Here is a 17,729-nt window from a genome sequence, read left to right on the forward strand (position 1 = left end):
CGACAAATTCCGACATTGCTCCATCTATATCTACATGGAACTTATTTAATAGACCTTGTTACAAGAAACACCAAATCTTATCCTGGCATTAATGCACTCTTTCGATTTTTTATGTCTTCTTTATTAGATTAGTAATAATGTAACTGTTCTTCGCTTATGGCATATTTCCACAACAAAAAAGATACTTATTCCTATTTAGGAAAAGTATCTTTTTCATTAGTAGTTATTAGTTTTTTTGTTTTTCAAGTTCAGATAGAAATTTGTTGTTTAGAACTTTAATATAAGTCCCTTTCATTCCTAATGAACGTGATTCGATTACGCCAGCACTTTCAAGTTTACGTAAAGCATTAACAATGACTGATCGAGTAATTCCTACGCGGTCAGCAATTTTCGATGCTACGAGTAGACCTTCTTCGCCGTCCAACTCCTTGAAAATATGTTCAATTGCTTCATGCTCACTGTATGAAAGTGAATTAATCGCCATTTGAACAACAGCTTTGCTACGCGCTTCAACTTCAATTACTTCAGTTTTCTCACGTAAGATTTCCATACCAACAACAGTAGCACCGTATTCTGCAAGGATAAGATCGTCGTCTTGGAAATCATTAGTCATTCTCGCAAGCACTAATGTTCCTAAACGCTCTCCACCACCGATAATTGGAACGATAGTTGTTAAGCCACCTGCAAACATTTCTTTGTTCTCAACTGGGAACGCTGTGTAGCGGCTTTCTAAATCTAAGTTTGATGATGTTTCAGTTACTTCAAATAATTTTTTTGTATAGTCCTCAGGGAATTGACGGCTATCGAACATTTCTTTCATACGTTCGTTTTCAATCTGTTGGAAAATTTCAAAGCCTAATAATTTCCCTTTTCTGCTGACAATGTATGAGTTACACTCGATTACCGAGCTAAGTTTTTCAGCCATTTCTTTAAAGTTTACTGCTTCCCCGTTTGATTCTTGTAGCATTGCGTTAATTTGTCTTGTTTTTAATAATAGTGTCATTGTTATTCTTCCTCCTCAAAATGTTAGCACAAGCGTTTATGTGTTTATAGAATATTCTAAACCTTTTCATTCGTTAAATAAACTAATAAGGTCTAATTAGAGTATAAATTGTGACAAATCTTTGTTTTTTGCAATATCTTGTAGTTTTTCGTCGACATATGCCGGTGTTATTTTTATCGTCACCGGGCCAATATCCGCTGCTTCATAAGACAATTCTTCAAGTAACTTCTCTAAAATCGTATGAAGACGTCTTGCTCCAATATTCTCAGTGTTATCATTAACTTCAAATGCGATTTCTGCAATTCTGTTAATTGCTTTATCAGTGAAATCTAAAATGACATCTTCAGTAAGGAGTAATTTTTCATATTGACGGATGAGAGAAAAATCCGGTTCTTTCAAAATTCGTTCAAAATCGGCTTTTGAAAGTTTATCTAGTTCTACGCGGATTGGAAAGCGACCCTGTAGTTCCGGAATAATATCGGACGGTTTTGCAGTGTGAAAAGCACCCGCAGCAATAAAGAGAATAAAATCAGTTTTTACAGCTCCGTACTTTGTGGATACAGTAGAACCTTCAACGATTGGTAAGATATCACGTTGAACCCCTTCACGCGAAACGTCTGCTGAAGAGCCATTTCCTCCACTTCGGGCAATTTTGTCCATTTCATCCAGAAAAATAATGCCCGACTGTTCTGTAAGTTCAATCGCTCTTCTTGCTATTTCATCGTGATCAATAAGCTTATCTGCTTCCATCGTTTCAAGCACAGTGCGTGCATCTTTTACCTTCATTTTTCGCATTGACTTCTTTTTAGGCATGAGCGAGGAAAGTGCATCTTGCATATTCGCACCCATTTGTTCCATTCCCGACCCTTGAAATGCATCATAAAGTGACGACTGTTGATCAGTAACTTCAACAGTAACCTCCTGCTCTTCAAGTTCACCTGCTAAAAGGCTTCGCTTGATTTCAGAACGTTTTTGTCTCACTTCATTTATTTTTTCCTGATTGGGTTCTTCCTCTTCTTGCTGTTGTCCAAAGAGCATTTCAAAAGGGTTTGTTCCGCCACTCTTTTTCTTTTTCTCTGGAACAATTAGTTTAACAAGTTGATCATTCGCAAGTTTTGTCGCTTCTTCCCTAACTTCTTCACGTTTTTCCGCAAGAATAATGCGAACACCTGCCTCAGTTAGGTCTCTGATCATCGACTCGACATCACGACCGACATATCCAACTTCTGTAAATTTTGTAGCTTCTACTTTCAGAAAGGGAGCATTGACAAGTTTGGAAATCCTTCTGGCTATCTCAGTCTTTCCAACTCCTGTTGGTCCAATCATCATAATATTTTTAGGGATAATCTCATTTTTTTCCTCATCAGAAAGAAGACTTCTTCTATATCGATTACGAATTGCCACCGCGACTGCACGTTTTGCATTATCCTGACCGATAATATAACGATCCAAATGCGCCGTAAGTTCCTTCGGCGTTAATTCCCCACTTTTTGTCATCATAGTACCTCCACAATAATTTGGTCATTTGTATAGACACATATCTCGGCAGCTGTTTCAAGTGCTGCTTGGGCAATTTCCTTGGCAGTAAGTGTATCGCCGCTGTATTTCTTCAATGCTCTGCCTGCTGCTAATGCATAATGGCCACCCGAACCGATGGCCAAGATGCCATCGTCCGGTTCGATTACTTCCCCAGTACCTGAGATTAGAAGCAATTCCTTGTCATCCATTACGAGTAGCATAGCCTCGAGTTTACGAAGCATTCGATCTCCGCGCCATTGTTTCGCAAGCTCCACAGCTGCACGTTGAAGATTGCCATTATACTCAGTTAGCTTCTCCTCGAATAATTCGAACAAAGTAAATGCATCTGCTACTGAACCAGCAAAACCAGCCAAGACTTTACCACCAAAAATTTTGCGCACTTTCTTCGCCGTATGTTTCATGATTACTGCATTTCCGACTGTTACTTGGCCATCGCCTGACATTGCACAGGCATCGCCATGACGTATTGCAAATATCGTCGTTGCATGGAATTCCACAAAATCATCCTCCCTATGCTCTAGGATGCGTATTCATATACGTATCCCGTAAATGTTCCTTCGTTATGTGTGTGTATACCTGAGTTGAAGACAATCGTGAATGCCCCAATAGCTCTTGTACTGTACGCATATCAGCACCATTCGATAAAAGATGAGTAGCGAATGAATGTCGTATCATATGCGGATAGATCTTTGAATGTAGCGAAGCACGCTCCATCATCGAACTTAAAATATGACGAACGCCTCTGTCGGTAAGCGGATCGCCACGCAAGTTAACGAATAATTTGTCATGTTTTTTTTGCTTCATAAGTTTGGGACGACTAATTTCCGTATATGTACCGAGGGCTTCCTCGGCAAAACTTCCGAAAGGGATATACCGTTCCTTCTTCCCTTTCCCCATCACCAAGACAATACCAAGATGATTATCGATGTCTTCTAATTCTATCGATATTAGTTCACTTACCCGAATTCCTGTTGCATAAAGCATTTCCAGTATTGCATAATCTCTTAATGATTTATTATCTGTGCCTTCACAAGCTTTGAATAATTGCTCCATTTCATCCTCATAAAAAAAAGCTGGTAGTCGTTCTTGTTTTTTAGGATGATGAAGTGATTTAAATGCATTATCAGTAACGCCATATCTGGAACTTGCAAATTTAAATAAGGACCGAACAGAGGATATCTTTCTAGAAATCGTCGTTCTTGCTAATCCACTGTCATAAAGAGACGTAACATAAAGCCGTGCTTCCGTATACGTGACGTCGTTCAAGTCCGTAATTCCTTCAACAGCAAGAAATGAAAGGAATGCATCGATATCTGTTGTATATTCTGACACGGTATGAGACGAATAGTTTCGTTCTAACCGGATATACGTAATATATTCATCGCGAACAGTTAAAGGTTGGATTGCCATACAATACACTCCCCCGATGAAAATCCTTTACTACTATAACAAAAAGACAATTAGATTGACCAGAATGAGACCTCTTCAGAGATAGGAGTTCCTATAATCATTTTTCAAATAGTTTAGTTTTCAGCACGCAAATAACTTACTTCCCAATTATCATAATGTTGATTAGTTTCCAAATTCGGAAGTCGTCCACTAGTAACTATACAATAGATGGCATGAGAACGGCAACTAAAAAACTTGGTGAATATAATGTCTACTATTAGTTAGCTTCTTTTCGCACCAAAAAAGGAGCCGAAGCCCCTTCTTGCCTTGCCGTATTCTTACTGTACATCCTCTTCATATTCGCATTCAGTACACTGAATTCGAACACCTTTTTTCGATTTCTTTTCAACAAGAGTATTGTCACATTTTGGACAAGGTCTTGCAATTGGCTTATCCCATGAAACATACTCACATTCTGGGTACTGATCGCACCCGAAGAAAATACGTCTCGTTTTACTTCTACGCTCGACAACTTGCCCTTCTTTACAAGTCGGACAGGTTACGCCTATCGGTTTCATGATTGCTTTCGTGTTCCGACAGTCCGGGAATCCCGAACAAGCCATAAATTTACCATAGCGGCCAAGTTTATAGACCATTGGCAGTCCACATTTTTCACAATCTTCACCAGCAGGTTCATCTTTAATCTCTATCTTTTCCATTTCAGCATCTGCGTATTCTACGGTTGCCTCGAAATCTTTATAGAAATCATCGATTACTTTTTTCCATTCCTTATTTCCCTCTTCAACGTCATCAAGTTCTTTTTCCATTTGCGCAGTGAATTCGACATCAATGATTTTGGGGAAAAATTCATCAACTGCCTTGTGGACAATTCCACCTAGCTCTGTCGGAATAAACCGCTTCGCATCTAACGTGACATAGCCACGTTTTTGAATGGTGTCTAAAGTAGGTGCAAATGTAGAAGGTCGTCCAATTCCCGACTCTTCAAGCGTTCGAACTAGCCTTGACTCAGTATACCTTGGCGGTGGTTGCGTAAAGTGTTGTTTAGGATCAATCTCTTCATATTTAATCTTTTCGCCTTTTTCTAGCGGCGGTAGGATAGTATCCTTCTCTTCTTTTTTATCATCGTCGCCTTCTATATATACCTTCATAAATCCTTCGAACTTCACCTGGGATCCCGTAGCTCTAAAACGCACGTCGCCGTTTAACAGATCAACCCTAACAGTATCTAGTACTGCTGGAGCCATCTGACTCGCTACAAGTCGTTCCCAAATAAGTTTATATAACCGAAGCTGGTCTTTTGTTAAGTATGCTTTCATTGCCGCAGGCGGCCTCATAACAGAGGTTGGACGCACTGCCTCATGCGCATCTTGTGATTTTGCTTTTGAAGTTGTTTTAGCAACGGGTTTTTCCTCTGCAAGAAACTCCTTGCCATACATCGTTTCGATAAATGACTTCGTTTCTTCAACAGCACTATCTGCAATTCTAGTGGAATCAGTTCTCATATAAGTGATGAGTCCAACGATTCCTTCTTTTCCGATGGTAATCCCTTCGTATAGTTGCTGGGCAACCATCATCGTTTTTCTAGCACGGAAATTCAACTTACGCGCTGCTTCTTGCTGAAGCGAAGATGTCGTAAATGGAACCGCAGGATTACGTTTACGCTCTCTTTTAACAACGTCCGAAATCTCGAAGCTATCGCCTTCTAGTTGCCCAATAATACCGTCAACTTGCTCTTTATTTGTAAGCTTCACTTTTTTCTTTTCATTTCCAAAGTACTCTGCACTGAATGAGGACTTCCCTTTAGTGAAGTTACCAGCTATACTCCAATACTCTTCTGGTACGAATGCATTGATTTCGTTTTCACGGTCAATAATTAATCGAAGCGCTACTGACTGAACTCGCCCAGCCGATAGACCTTTCTTAACTTTCTTCCAAAGTATTGGACTTATACTATATCCCACAAGCCGATCAAGGATTCTTCGTGCTTGTTGTGAATCGACAAGATCCATATTAATTGGTCGCGGGTTTTTAAATGATGCTTTAACGGCTTCTTTTGTAATTTCGTTAAACACGACTCTGCAATCAGACTCAATATCAACACCAAGCTGATGCGCTAAATGCCAAGCTATTGCTTCCCCTTCTCTGTCGGGGTCAGCCGCGAGGAATATTTTCTTAACTTTTTTTGCGTCTTTCTTTAATTCTTGAAGTATTGGGCCTTTACCCCGAATTGTAATATATTTAGGTTCATAATTATTTTCAGTGTCTACACCCATTTGGCTTTTAGGGAGATCCCGTAAATGGCCTAGTGATGCCCGTACTTTATATTTCTTCCCAAGATAGCGTTCAATCGTTTTCGCTTTTGCTGGGGACTCTACAATTACCAGATAATCTGCCATCTTAATTGCCTCCTTATAGAGGTTTTATATTTATGCCTCAATAGTCTAACCTGTTGCAAAATGTATACTAGTTTCGAAATTAATGCAAACTTTTCAGAGTTTATACCATAGATTAGTGCATGAAAACTAGTGATTCGACGATTTGAAAGCCATTCCATAGCGGCTGTGCACCTTCATCTATGAGCCGATTTGGGCCTGCTGATAGGTCTGATGTGACAGGGCCTGGAACGGCATATACATCCTTACCATTTTCAAGGGCGTGCTCCACAGTAATCATCGTTCCACTTTTTATCGCAGATTCTGTGACTACAACTGCATCAGACAAGCCACTAATAATACGATTTCGCATTGGAAATGTCCATCTCTCAGGCTTTACATAAGGTGGATATTCAGTAATTAGCACGTGATTCTGACTGATTTCTGATGCTAAATGACTATTTTCTTTAGGATAAAGATGGAACAAACCATGTCCTAGAACGGCGATTGTCTTTCCACCATATGCAATAGCGGCTTCATGGGCCAGCGTATCCGCTCCTTTTGCGAGCCCTGACACGATCACCGTATTATTCTTTACCAAAGGAGGTACGATTAAGGACATAGCATCCCTCGAATATGTTGTCGCTTTCCGGGAACCGATAATAGCCACTTTAAATTTGTGAGATAAAATGGTGGGGTCTCCCTTCATATATAAGACAGCGGGAGGATCAATTAATTTTAATAAATGTTCAGGATATAAGGGGTTCGAGAATGGGATTGGGGTTATTTTATACTGTTTGTATAAAACTTCATATGGGGTATGCGAATTTTCCAGTAAATTCGCTTTCAATCTAGTTGCTTTTAGACTAGTTATTTTCAATATTTTTGATAGTATTTCGGCAGTGTACGTGTGAAAGTTTTCGAGATTGGGGTCTATCTCGTAAAGTCTATTCAAACGATTTTTGGGAACGGGAAAAAAATAATGAAGTGCCAGTAACCTTTTTTCCATATCTGATAGCTTCAACTGCACGCCTCCATTTCAAAGTATAAAAAAAGTACAGCGTATAAAAGAATACGCTGTACCGTTTATCTTAATGTGTTTTACATTTTTCGTAAAGGCCTTCTTCTTTAATTACTTTAATTAAAGTTTCACCGATAACAGATGGTGTGTCCGCTGTTTGAACGCCAGCAGCATTAAGTGCTGTGATCTTGTCTGCAGCAGTTCCTTTACCTCCAGAGATAATCGCACCGGCATGGCCCATACGTTTTCCTTCTGGAGCTGTCTTACCACCGATAAATCCTACTACCGGCTTCGTCATGTTTTCTTTGATCCATTCTGCAGCTTCTTCTTCAGCTGTTCCACCGATTTCACCGATCATAACAACCGCATAAGTTTCTGGATCTTCGTTGAATTCTTTTAGAACGTCAATAAAGTTAGTTCCATTTACTGGATCTCCACCGATACCAACAGCTGTTGTCTGTCCGATACCTGCTTCACTTAACTGATGAGTCGCCTCATAAGTAAGCGTTCCAGAGCGTGAAACGACTCCAATATGTCCTTTTGTATGAATATAACCTGGCATAATACCAATCTTACATTCGTCCGCAGTGATAACACCTGGACAGTTTGGTCCGACAAGACGTGTTTTCTTGCCTTCCATATAGCGCTTAACTTTAACCATATCCAAGATTGGAATATGCTCTGTAATACAGATTGCCATGTCCAAATCTGCATCAACCGCTTCCATAATCGCATCTGCTGCGAATGGAGCCGGAACGTAGATTACTGAAACATTAGCTCCTGTTTCTCTAACTGCTTCTTCAACTGTGTTGAAAACAGGTACGCCTTCAGCTGTTTCTCCACCTCTACCAGGAGTAACGCCAGCTACAATTTTTGTACCGTAGTCAAGCATTTCCTTCGTGTGGAAAAGTGCTGTAGAACCTGTAATTCCTTGTACGAGAACTTTTGTATCTTTGTTAATATAAATACTCATGTTTGTCCCAGCCTTTCTTAGCCTACGAGTTCAACAATTTGTTGTGCACCGTCTGCCATTGATCCCGCAGCGATGATGTTAAGACCTGATTCGTTCAACAATGCTTTACCTTTGTCCACGTTTGTACCTTCTAAACGCACAACAAGTGGAACTTGAAGACCAACTTCTTTAGCAGCAGCAATTACGCCCTCTGCAATAACGTCACATTTCATAATACCACCGAAGATGTTAACGAAAATTCCTTTAACAGCCTCATCTGATAGGATGATTTTGAACGCTTCAGTAACTTTTTCAGCAGTTGCACCGCCCCCAACGTCAAGGAAGTTTGCGGGTGATCCGCCGTAATAATTGATTGTATCCATTGTAGCCATTGCAAGACCAGCACCGTTAACCATGCAGCCAATATTTCCATCAAGAGAAATATAGCTTAAGTCATGCTTTGAAGCTTCAATTTCTTTTGGATCTTCTTCGTCGAAATCACGAAGTTCTACGATATCTTTATGACGATATAGCGCACTCTCGTCAAAGTTAAATTTCGCGTCAAGAGCTAAAATATCGCCTTCAGCTGTTACAGCTAGTGGGTTAATTTCAACTGTAGATGCATCTTTTTCAATGAATACTTTGTAAAGACCAGCCATAAAATTCGCTGCTTTATTAACAAGTTTCGTCGGGATGTTCATGTTGAAAGCCATTCGACGTGCTTGGAATCCAGTTAATCCTACAACTGGGTCAATTATTTCTTTGAAGATCTTTTCAGGCGTTGCTTCAGCAACTGCTTCAATATCTACGCCGCCTTCTTCTGATCCCATAAGTGTTACACGGTCTGTTGCACTATCAAGTACTAGCCCGATGTAATATTCTTTCTCGATGTTAGAACCTTCTTCAATAAGTAGACGTTTTACTTCTTTTCCTTCTGGACCCGTCTGCTCAGTGACAAGAATCTTACCGAGTAATTCTTTTGCATAAGCACGAACTTCGTCAAGATTTTTTGCAATTTTGACGCCACCGGCTTTACCGCGGCCACCTGCGTGGATTTGTGCCTTTACAACGATGATGTCTGTTGTAAGTTGTTTTGCTGCCTTAACCGCTTCATCCGGAGAGAAAGCGACAATTCCTGTTGAAACAGCTACACCATAATCGCGTAAAAGCTGTTTTCCTTGATACTCATGGATATTCATCTTACATCCTCCAATCGAACTTATAACTCTTTTAATTTACTGCCTTATCTATTGTAATAAACATGTCATACAATGTCCACATATGACCACTGAATATCGAAATTTGTCAATGCTTGTTGCATTTCAGGTCTTTTTTGTAGGCTGTGCTCGTAGTTTGCTTGATATATATAAGCAAATACTTCAGATACTTCCTTTATAATTCTTCCGGGATTGAGTCATTTATGTTTAACTACCCTAATATTTCTACAAGACTTGGATTCTCTTGAATTGGGATAGCGTGCCAATTATATTCATCGGCAATTTACTCATCGTATAATCCCTTTTCCCGATAAACTTTGGCGTAACTCATTTTCACCTGTTTCTAACCATAGATTTTATCGGTTCGAAACTTTCCCTGTGATGCTCACATGGTCCAACTGTTTGCAACGCTGCAAGATGCTCTGCCGTTCCGTATCCAGCATTTTTCGAGAAATTGTAAATCGGGAACTCCTTGTGTAGGTTATCCATTATTTCGTCCCGTGTCGTTTTCGCAATTATAGATGCCGCTGCAACTGCCAAACTCTGCGCATCTGCTTTTATTACCGACGCTGTTGGACAATCTACTTTTAGCGACATTGCATCGGCAATGACAAAGTTCGGTGTAACCGAAAGTGCATTGACAGCTCGTTCCATAGAATCGCGCGTCGCGGCATAAATATTCAGCTCGTCAATTTTTGGTGCCGATTGAATATGCACCGATATAGAAATGGCGACACCTCGGATTTTATTGGCTAACTCTTCACGGGAAGCCTTAGATATCGTCTTCGAATCGTCGAGTCCTACAAGTTCCGGCGTCTCTTCTGGTAAAATAACCGCTGCAGTGACGACAGGGCCCGCTAACGGTCCTCTGCCTGCTTCATCGACTCCAGCAATATACGCTCCCTTAAACGGCCTATATGAAGCGTCAAACTCCATCTTTAATTGATGTGCTTCTTTTATAAGTTGCTTTTTATCATATCTACTTTGCCAACGGGCAAGTGCTTTCTTTACGCCTGCCCGCTCATCACTACTAAGTTCTGTCAGCCAAGATGTCGGCTCGTCAATCTCACGTAACAGAGCTTCAATTTCCTTTACCGTCTTCACACAATCATCCCCCTGATATTTAATACAGTATTTCCTTTGCTATGTAAGTTGAAGTAACCACTCTAACCATACTGAGCACTTAAACAAACCAAGCGTCGCTTACTTTAGTTCAATATGTATATTAAAGTTAGTATTCTTATTAAATAATTCATAAAATAGGATTTCTCTTTTAAATCTTCTACCTTTTTATTCATAAACTAAAAACCTAACCACTATATGGTCATTAAGGTTTTTTTGAATAAAAAAAGCCGATTGCCATGACAGAATTCTGCATTGGCATCGACCCAATTACTTCGATATTTCAGTTGTCGTAAAGTCAAACGTCAATTTTCCAAGCAGCTCACTTCGAATTTCCCGAACGATCAGCTCAGACACCTTATCATAATCGACCTCATTACCCGTCGTTAAAATATTGCGCTGTCTTCCAATATGATTGAGCAGGTTGATAATATCATCTTGACCCTCTCCAACCGTTGACACATCATATCTTTCCATTAAACGTTTCGGATAATGTTCTTCCAAAAACCGGAGCCCATAAAGCGCTAAGTCTTCCATATTTAGCAGCGTATCTTTTATCGCTCCAGTCAACGCCAATTTATATCCAGCTTCTTTATCCTCAAACTTGGGCCACAGAATACCTGGAGTATCGAGCAGTTCAAGTTCTTTCCCGTACTTGATCCATTGTTGCGCCCTCGTTACACCCGGTGCGTTGCCCGTTTTCGCGAGATTTTTTTTCGCCAATCGGTTAATCAACGTTGATTTTCCAACGTTCGGTATGCCGACTATCATGGCTCGAATTGCGCCTGGACGAATGCCCCTCGAAATCATTCGTTCAGTTTTCGGTGCTAGTATTTCTTTCGCTGCACGTGTAACCGCTTGTAAACCATGCCCATGGAATGAGTTAATAGCAACCGCACGGGTTCCTTCTCTTTCAAAGTGCTGAATCCATTTTGTTGTTTCTGCACTATCCGCAAGATCCGCTTTGTTCAAAATTAGTAGCCTCGGTTTTTGATGAATCACATCATCAATCATCGGATTTCTGGACGATAGCGGCAGTCTTGCGTCAATTAGTTCAAATACGATATCGACGAGTTTTAGCTTTTCAGTTACTTCCCGCCGAGCTTTCGCCATATGTCCTGGAAACCATTGTATAGTCATATCAGTTATCTCCTTCTATTAGTTAACGAATCCGAAATCTTTGAATGGCCAAAATACAATTCTTGTACTGCCAATGATTTCATCAATCGAGACAGCACCAATATGCCGTGAGTCTTTACTTTGCCTTCGATTATCTCCCAAGACAAATACATGACCCTCCGGAACGACCTCACTTTGGATTTTGTCTAGTAGTGTAAAGTCTTCAGTCAATTGGTTCTCAGCAATTTCCTGTTTAGATTGGTCTAGGTACGGTTCTTCAAATGGTTCCCCGTTAATATATAAAACATCATTTTGATATTCTACTGTGTCGCCTGGAAGCCCGATAATTCTCTTAATATAATCTTTTTCTTCTTCAGCATGAAAAACAACGATATCAAAACGGTCCGGCTCACCAATTGTATACACTATCTTGTTTACAATCATCCGGTCCCCGTTCTCCAATGTCGGCATCATCGAAACCCCATCAACGACGATTGGCGTAAAAAGGAACACTCGAATAATTGCAGCCAAACCAAAAGCAATTAATAGGGCTTTTATCCATTCCCACGTTTCATTTTTAGTTTTTTTCTCTTTCATTATGCAAGCCTCCCGCATTTACTTAACCTATTATACATTCTATTCATATTTGGGGCAAAAAGAAAGGAGGCCGTGTTTTCGGCCTCCTTGAATCTGTCTTATTATTTGCGAATTTCTTTGATGCGTGCTGCTTTTCCGCGTAGGCTGCGTAGGTAGTACAATTTTGCACGACGTACTTTACCGCGACGAATAACATCAATCAATTCAATTTTCGGTGTATGTACAGGGAATGTACGTTCAACGCCTACACCGTTTGAAATTTTACGAACTGTAAATGTTTCACTAATTCCGCCACCTTGACGTTTAATGACAACACCTTCATAGAGTTGAATACGCTCGCGCGTTCCCTCTACAACTTTAACGTGCAAACGAACAGTGTCTCCTGCACGGAATGCTGGAAGATCTGTACGAAGCTGATCCTTAGTAACTGCTGCAATAATGTTTTGCATTTTATTCTTCTCCTTCTTCACAGATGCTCATACACACTTTCCTTTGTAGCGGAGCATTCGTCAGTATATACTCCATATTAGAAGTACATAACAGATTTTATCACAAAGGGTTAAGTCATGCAAGGCTTTCTGTTCATTTATCTTTAGCTTCTAATTTAATCAACATTTTTTTCTGATGCTCTGTTAATGGAGCCTTTTTAAGCAAGTCTTTTCTTCGCTCATACGTCCGAAGTAGTGACTGTTCTTCCCGCCATTGGTCAATTTTTGCATGGTTCCCGGACAGTAGAACTTCCGGGACTTCCATTCCGTTAAAATTGGCCGGTCTTGTATATTGAGGGTGCTCGAGCAAGCCGGTGGAAAATGAGTCTTGAACAGGTGATTCCGAATTACCAAGAACGTTCGGCAACAGTCTAACAACACTATCGACAATAGTCATAGCCGCGAGTTCCCCACCAGTTAGTACGAAATCGCCAATCGATAATTCATCAGTCACTAGGTGTTGACGAATTCGCTCATCGTACCCCTCATAATGACCGCAAATAAAGACAAGATGTTCTTCTTTCGAAAGTTCTTCTGCCTTCACCTGCGTAAAGCGCTCTCCTTGCGGACAGAGCAGGATTACACGAGGGGCAGCCTCAGAGTCCTCTGTAACTGATTTGACCGCAGCAAAGAGCGGCTCGGGCTTTAGAAGCATACCTGCCCCACCACCATACGGATAATCATCGACTTTCCGATGTTTGTTTTCAGAGAAGTCACGAAAGTTCGTCACACCAAATGTAACAGCTTCGTTTTCTTGTGCTTTTTTCATTATGGATGAATGGAGCACGCCCTCAAACATTTCCGGAAATAATGAAAGAATATCAATTTTCATCACGAAAGCAAGCCTTCAATCGCGTCAATAACAATTCGCTTATTGGCGATGTCCACTTCTTTTACAACATCATCAATAAACGGAATGTATTGTTGCTTACCTTTATCAGGTGTAACTGTCCACACATCATTCGCACCCGTTTCCAAAACCTCTGTCACTTTACCGATTTCCATGCCATCTATTGTTACGACAACACAGTCAACAATTTCGTGATAGTAGTAAACACCTTCTTCTAATTCCGTCAACTGGTCCTCAGACACCCTAAGGACTCCATCTCGATAATGTTCGACATCCTGTAAATATGGATGATTTTCGAATGTTAACAGATCAAAGGTTTTATGGCGTCGATGGCTTGCGACAGTTAGATACTTAGGTGTTTTATCTTTCGGCATAAAAAGAGCGAGCTTACTCCCGATTGCATAACGCTCTTCTGGGAAATCAGTACTTGAAATAACGCGTACCTCTCCAAGGATTCCGTGCGTATTAACAATTTTACCAACATTAAACCATTGCATATTGTCCACCTCCAAAGAAATTATTACTGTATATGTTGAAGCAAATTATTAGTTATTACCTTAAGCCTAACCTATAAACAAATTGTGAAAGTAGAAAAAGGAAGGAACCTAGGCTCCTTCCTTTTTCAAGTCAATCTATTATGTCTACAAAGACTCTCTTACCGTGGTGACTGCCTGCTGCTGAGTAAACAATGGTACGGATTGCTTTTGCAACACGTCCTTGCTTTCCAATTACCTTACCCATGTCTTCACCATTTACAGAAAGTTTATATGTAACTCTGCTTTCCTGTTCATCTTGCTCAACCCGGACATCGCCGGGATGATCGACTAACGGTTTGACGATTGTTTCAATCAGCTGCTTCATGTGCACCCCTCCTGATTATTTACCGAGTTTTGCGTTATGGTATTTTTCCATAATGCCTTGGTCAGAAAGTAGGTTACGAACTGTGTCAGATGGTTTAGCACCATTTTGTAACCATTGAAGAACAGATTCTTCATTGATTTTCAGTTCAACCGGGTTAGTAAGTGGGTTGTAAGTTCCAACTGTTTCGATTTGACGACCATCACGTGGTGAACGTGAGTCCGCTACTACAATACGATAGAAAGGATTTCTTTTTGCACCCATACGTTTAAGACGAATTTTAACTGCCATTATTTATTGCACCTCCGAATAGTTTCACACAAGAATGTATGTTATCAAGCTTTCACTTGTTTGTAAAGGGTTTTCTCTTAACACCTTGAAATTCTTTTTTAAAACGTTCTTTTTACTTGAAAAACGAGTCCAATCCAGGCATCCTCATTTTCTTATTTCCCTTTTGTTGCATGCCCGACATTTGCTTCATCATCTTCTTCATATCCTCAAACTGCTTTAAAAGTCGGTTTACTTCCTGAATAGAAGTTCCCGATCCTTTTGCAATTCGACGACGTCTGTTCGCATTGATTATGTCAGGCGTCGCGCGCTCTGTAGGTGTCATTGATTGAATAACTGCCTCTACACGCCCCATTTGACCCTCATCAACCTGAGCATTTTCCAGCCCTTTAATTTTGTTTGCACCCGGCATCATCTTTAATAATTCATCGAGTGGTCCCATTTGTTTAACTTGTTGAAGTTGTTCTAGGAAGTCATCAAGCGTGAAAGACTGCGACCGGAACTTCTCTTCAAGCTCTTTCGCCTTTCCGTCATCGACATTGTCTTGTGCCCTTTCAATAAGCGACATGACATCTCCCATACCCAATATCCTTGAAGCCATTCGCTCTGGATGAAACGCCTCAAGGGCATCCATTCGTTCACCGACACCAATAAATTTAATTGGCTTGCCCGTAACTGCACGAATAGAAAGCGCGGCTCCACCTCGTGTATCCCCATCTAATTTCGTTAAGACAACACCGGTAACGCCGACGGTCTCATCAAAGTTTTTCGCAACGTTAACAGCATCTTGCCCTGTCATTGCATCAACAACTAAAAACACTTCTTCCGGCTTTGAAAGTTCGTGAATATCTGTCAACTCTTGCATTAATTCTTCATCAACATGCAATCTTCCCGCAGTATCCACAATGACAACATCGTGATGTTCTCTTTCCGCTTCTTCCATTGCCTGCCGAACAATCTCAACAGGTGAAATGTCAGTCCCGCGTGAAAATACCGGTATCGTTAATTGCTTACCTACCGTAATAAGCTGCTCTATTGCCGCCGGTCGATAAACGTCTGCCGCAACAAGAAGCGGTTTTTTATTATGTCGTTTGCGTAATAATGACGCAAGTTTTCCAGAAGTTGTCGTTTTTCCGGCACCCTGTAAGCCTATCATCATAATGACAGTCGGGGGTTTTCTAGAAAACTGAATCGGATCTTGTTCTCCGCCCATCAAGTTGGTTAACTCGTCTTTAACGATTTTCACAACTTGCTGACCCGGTGTTAAACTTTTCATAACGTCTTGACCAACAGCTAATTCGCTAACTTTTTTAACAAACTCCCGAACGACCTTTAAGTTAACATCTGCTTCAATGAGCGCAAAGCGCACTTCGCGCATCATTTCTTTTACGTCAGCTTCGTTAACTTTTCCTTTGCCCCTAATTTTTTGGAGCGTTCCTTGCAGCCGCTCAGCTAATCCTTCAAACGCCATGCTCGCCGCCTCCTACATTTGATCTTTTAATGTGACCAACAGCTTTTGCAAATCTTCTCGTTGATCAGTTTTACCCGCCAGTAGCATTTCCATGCTTTCAACAAGCTCTATTCGCTTTTGGTGCTTCGAAAATAAATTCAACTTCGCTTCATAGTCTTCAAGTAACGCTTCTGTTCTACGCACATTATCATAAACTGCTTGGCGCGAAACGCTATGCTCTCCGGCGATTTCACCGAGCGAAAGATCTTCCAAATAATACAAGTTCATGTACTCTCTTTGTTTATCAGTCAAGAGCGACTGATAGAAATCAAAGAGAAAGTTAATGCGAGTTGTTTTTACTAGCGACATTCATTTAGCCACCTTAACTTTTGATTCCTACAATAGCATAATAGGAACCACGACTACTGTCAAGCTCTTTTACTTGTCTGCCTCGTCCTCTTCTAATTCAAGTCCTTCGGCGAATAATCCATAGACATATTTTTCAGGATCAAACGGTTGTAAATCATCTACACCTTCACCAAGACCTACGAATTTCACAGGAATATTCAACTTTTTCCTGATTGCTAATACGATTCCGCCTTTTGCAGTTCCGTCAAGCTTTGTCAGTACGATACCAGTGACGTTTGTCGCCTCCTTAAACGTCTCAGCTTGTACGAGTGCATTCTGGCCCGTCGTCGCATCTAGCGCAAGCAGGACCTCGTGTGGAGCGCCCTCTACTTCTCTGCTAATAACTCGGTGAACCTTTTCTAGTTCATTCATCAGATTCACTTTGTTTTGCAATCTACCTGCTGTATCACAAATAAGCACGTCTACCTTGCGATTTTTTGCAGCATGAATTGCATCAAACATCACGGCTGCGGGATCGGATCCTTCAGACTGGCGAATAACTTCCACGCCTGCTCGTTCTCCCCAGACAACTAATTGGTCGATTGCACCTGCGCGGAACGTGTCCCCCGCCGCTAGCATAACCGTTTTACCTTCCGCCATCAAACGTGCCGCTAACTTTCCAATTGTTGTTGTTTTACCAACGCCATTAACCCCAACCATTAGAATGACAGTCAATCCCTCTTGTTGAATATTTAAGCTGACATCAATTTCTTCGCCCGCTTCATATATTTCAACTAATTTTTCTGAAATGACCGATTGGATTCCTGCTGTGTCTTTCCTATTGCTTCGCTGTACTTCGAGTTTTAACTCCTCAATAAGCTCCATAACCGTTTCGATACCTACGTCTGCTTGAAGAAGTAAATCTTCCAGTTCTTCAAAAAACTCTTCATCAATAACCCTAAAGCGCGCAACAAGATCGTTTACCTTTGATGTAAACTGGTCACGTGTTTTTGTAAGTCCATCTCTAAACTTCTCAGTTACTGCTTCATTTGTTCCCGTAATTCTTTCTTTTATTTTCCTGAAAAAAGACACTCA

General features: G+C 40.7%; 19 protein-coding genes. All 19 read right to left on the reverse strand.

Annotated elements, in window-relative coordinates; all coding sequences use genetic code 11:
* Positions 1-226 precede the first annotated feature (226 nt).
* Entirely contained in the window at positions 227-1,003 is a 777-nt protein-coding gene (codY, locus tag KSU66_RS00875; RefSeq protein ID WP_269049520.1) for a GTP-sensing pleiotropic transcriptional regulator CodY, read from the reverse strand.
* 96 nt (positions 1,004-1,099) lie between these two features.
* Positions 1,100-2,500, reverse strand: a complete 1,401-nt coding sequence (gene hslU, locus KSU66_RS00880; RefSeq protein ID WP_269049521.1) for an ATP-dependent protease ATPase subunit HslU — start codon at positions 2,498-2,500, stop codon at positions 1,100-1,102.
* Positions 2,500-3,039: an ATP-dependent protease subunit HslV gene (gene hslV, locus KSU66_RS00885; RefSeq protein WP_269049522.1), complete on the reverse strand. Its 540-nt coding sequence runs from the start codon at positions 3,037-3,039 to the stop codon at positions 2,500-2,502. The genes hslU and hslV overlap by 1 nt, the downstream gene beginning before the upstream one ends.
* Before the next feature lie 13 nt (positions 3,040-3,052).
* Positions 3,053-3,952, reverse strand: coding sequence for a tyrosine recombinase XerC (xerC, locus tag KSU66_RS00890; RefSeq protein WP_269049523.1), 900 nt, complete (start codon positions 3,950-3,952; stop codon positions 3,053-3,055).
* A gap of 317 nt (positions 3,953-4,269) precedes the next feature.
* Positions 4,270-6,348: a type I DNA topoisomerase gene (gene topA, locus KSU66_RS00895; RefSeq protein WP_269049524.1), complete on the reverse strand. Its 2,079-nt coding sequence runs from the start codon at positions 6,346-6,348 to the stop codon at positions 4,270-4,272.
* Positions 6,349-6,460: 112 nt separating this feature from the next.
* Entirely contained in the window at positions 6,461-7,333 is an 873-nt protein-coding gene (gene dprA, locus KSU66_RS00900) for a DNA-processing protein DprA (RefSeq protein WP_269049754.1), read from the reverse strand.
* Positions 7,334-7,415: 82 nt separating this feature from the next.
* On the reverse strand, positions 7,416-8,318 hold the full coding sequence (gene sucD, locus KSU66_RS00905; protein ID WP_269049525.1) for a succinate--CoA ligase subunit alpha: 903 nt from the start codon (positions 8,316-8,318) through the stop codon (positions 7,416-7,418).
* Between the two features lie 17 nt (positions 8,319-8,335).
* Positions 8,336-9,496 carry an ADP-forming succinate--CoA ligase subunit beta gene (gene sucC, locus KSU66_RS00910; RefSeq protein WP_269049526.1) on the reverse strand — a complete coding sequence of 387 codons (1,161 nt, stop codon included), beginning with the start codon at positions 9,494-9,496 and terminating at the stop codon, positions 8,336-8,338.
* A gap of 351 nt (positions 9,497-9,847) precedes the next feature.
* The gene (locus KSU66_RS00915; protein ID WP_269049527.1) at positions 9,848-10,618 is read right to left on the reverse strand and encodes a ribonuclease HII; all 771 of its coding nucleotides are present in this window, start codon (positions 10,616-10,618) and stop codon (positions 9,848-9,850) included.
* Between the two features lie 288 nt (positions 10,619-10,906).
* Complete coding sequence (gene ylqF / locus KSU66_RS00920; RefSeq protein WP_269049528.1) at positions 10,907-11,776, reverse strand: ribosome biogenesis GTPase YlqF; 870 nt, start codon at positions 11,774-11,776, stop codon at positions 10,907-10,909.
* Between the two features lie 18 nt (positions 11,777-11,794).
* Entirely contained in the window at positions 11,795-12,352 is a 558-nt protein-coding gene (gene lepB / locus KSU66_RS00925; RefSeq protein WP_269049529.1) for a signal peptidase I, read from the reverse strand.
* 101 nt (positions 12,353-12,453) lie between these two features.
* Positions 12,454-12,801 (reverse strand): 50S ribosomal protein L19, encoded by a 348-nt coding sequence (gene rplS / locus KSU66_RS00930; protein WP_269049530.1) that lies wholly within the window; start codon positions 12,799-12,801, stop codon positions 12,454-12,456.
* A gap of 133 nt (positions 12,802-12,934) precedes the next feature.
* Entirely contained in the window at positions 12,935-13,672 is a 738-nt protein-coding gene (gene trmD, locus KSU66_RS00935) for a tRNA (guanosine(37)-N1)-methyltransferase TrmD (RefSeq protein WP_269049531.1), read from the reverse strand.
* Positions 13,672-14,187 (reverse strand): ribosome maturation factor RimM, encoded by a 516-nt coding sequence (gene rimM / locus KSU66_RS00940; protein ID WP_269049532.1) that lies wholly within the window; start codon positions 14,185-14,187, stop codon positions 13,672-13,674. Before rimM ends, trmD begins: the two co-directional genes overlap by 1 nt.
* A gap of 130 nt (positions 14,188-14,317) precedes the next feature.
* Positions 14,318-14,551 (reverse strand): KH domain-containing protein, encoded by a 234-nt coding sequence (locus KSU66_RS00945; protein WP_269049533.1) that lies wholly within the window; start codon positions 14,549-14,551, stop codon positions 14,318-14,320.
* A 15-nt stretch (positions 14,552-14,566) separates the two neighbouring features.
* On the reverse strand, positions 14,567-14,839 hold the full coding sequence (rpsP, locus tag KSU66_RS00950) for a 30S ribosomal protein S16 (protein WP_269049534.1): 273 nt from the start codon (positions 14,837-14,839) through the stop codon (positions 14,567-14,569).
* Positions 14,840-14,951: 112 nt separating this feature from the next.
* A complete protein-coding gene (ffh, locus tag KSU66_RS00955; RefSeq protein WP_269049535.1) occupies positions 14,952-16,307 on the reverse strand; it encodes a signal recognition particle protein in 1,356 nt (451 codons plus the stop codon).
* 12 nt (positions 16,308-16,319) lie between these two features.
* Positions 16,320-16,655 carry a putative DNA-binding protein gene (locus tag KSU66_RS00960; protein ID WP_269049536.1) on the reverse strand — a complete coding sequence of 112 codons (336 nt, stop codon included), beginning with the start codon at positions 16,653-16,655 and terminating at the stop codon, positions 16,320-16,322.
* Between the two features lie 69 nt (positions 16,656-16,724).
* A complete protein-coding gene (gene ftsY / locus KSU66_RS00965; protein ID WP_269049537.1) occupies positions 16,725-17,726 on the reverse strand; it encodes a signal recognition particle-docking protein FtsY in 1,002 nt (333 codons plus the stop codon).
* Positions 17,727-17,729 lie beyond the last annotated feature (3 nt).

The organism is Sporosarcina sp. G11-34, from assembly GCF_026931025.1.

Excerpts from the sequence above, each read along its gene's own strand:
- codY (WP_269049520.1), bottom strand. The coding sequence starts at position 1,003 with ATGACACTATTATTAAAAACAAGACAAATTAACGCAATGCTACAAGAA.
- hslU (WP_269049521.1), bottom strand. The coding sequence starts at position 2,500 with ATGACAAAAAGTGGGGAATTAACGCCGAAGGAACTTACGGCGCATTTG.
- xerC (WP_269049523.1), bottom strand. The coding sequence starts at position 3,952 with ATGGCAATCCAACCTTTAACTGTTCGCGATGAATATATTACGTATATC.
- topA (WP_269049524.1), bottom strand. The coding sequence starts at position 6,348 with ATGGCAGATTATCTGGTAATTGTAGAGTCCCCAGCAAAAGCGAAAACG.
- dprA (WP_269049754.1), bottom strand. The coding sequence starts at position 7,333 with ATGGAAAAAAGGTTACTGGCACTTCATTATTTTTTTCCCGTTCCCAAA.
- sucD (WP_269049525.1), bottom strand. The coding sequence starts at position 8,318 with ATGAGTATTTATATTAACAAAGATACAAAAGTTCTCGTACAAGGAATT.
- sucC (WP_269049526.1), bottom strand. The coding sequence starts at position 9,496 with ATGAATATCCATGAGTATCAAGGAAAACAGCTTTTACGCGATTATGGT.
- ylqF (WP_269049528.1), bottom strand. The coding sequence starts at position 11,776 with ATGACTATACAATGGTTTCCAGGACATATGGCGAAAGCTCGGCGGGAA.
- lepB (WP_269049529.1), bottom strand. The coding sequence starts at position 12,352 with ATGAAAGAGAAAAAAACTAAAAATGAAACGTGGGAATGGATAAAAGCC.
- rplS (WP_269049530.1), bottom strand. The coding sequence starts at position 12,801 with ATGCAAAACATTATTGCAGCAGTTACTAAGGATCAGCTTCGTACAGAT.
- trmD (WP_269049531.1), bottom strand. The coding sequence starts at position 13,672 with ATGAAAATTGATATTCTTTCATTATTTCCGGAAATGTTTGAGGGCGTG.
- rimM (WP_269049532.1), bottom strand. The coding sequence starts at position 14,187 with ATGCAATGGTTTAATGTTGGTAAAATTGTTAATACGCACGGAATCCTT.
- KSU66_RS00945 (WP_269049533.1), bottom strand. The coding sequence starts at position 14,551 with ATGAAGCAGCTGATTGAAACAATCGTCAAACCGTTAGTCGATCATCCC.
- rpsP (WP_269049534.1), bottom strand. The coding sequence starts at position 14,839 with ATGGCAGTTAAAATTCGTCTTAAACGTATGGGTGCAAAAAGAAATCCT.
- ffh (WP_269049535.1), bottom strand. The coding sequence starts at position 16,307 with ATGGCGTTTGAAGGATTAGCTGAGCGGCTGCAAGGAACGCTCCAAAAA.
- KSU66_RS00960 (WP_269049536.1), bottom strand. The coding sequence starts at position 16,655 with ATGTCGCTAGTAAAAACAACTCGCATTAACTTTCTCTTTGATTTCTAT.